This is a genomic window from Devosia alba (assembly GCF_039938915.1).
GTDB lineage: Bacteria > Pseudomonadota > Alphaproteobacteria > Rhizobiales > Devosiaceae > Devosia > Devosia alba.
Genome location: NZ_JBDUUI010000121.1, coordinates 1 through 252, shown reverse-complemented (window position 1 = coordinate 252; position 252 = coordinate 1). Strand labels below are relative to the sequence as shown.

The following is a 252-nucleotide window of genomic DNA, read 5'->3' as shown; positions in this document are numbered from 1 at the left end:
AATAAATTTACATATTCATTAGCAAATTTACCGAAAAATGCATGAGAATGTTCATAAGAGCTTAAGTACTCGAAACCCTTTTGTTCTAGATGTTTCTTAAACTCATCTTCATGACCAGATATTTCAATCCCCATAAAGGTCAAATGACTTTGTGCAGTTAAAAAAACACTTTGAGCTAGGAAGAAGAAAAAAAACAAATATCTCATATCAAAAAAAAGTGGTACACCCAAAGGCATACCACTAATTAGTTAA

1 protein-coding gene is annotated in these 252 nt (G+C 30.6%); it reads right to left on the bottom strand.

The window, feature by feature from the left end; genetic code table 11:
• On the bottom strand, positions 1–197 hold a 197-nt coding region (locus ABFY71_RS19010), incomplete at its 3' end, for a hypothetical protein (protein WP_347947439.1).
• Positions 198–252: the final 55 nt, after the last annotated feature.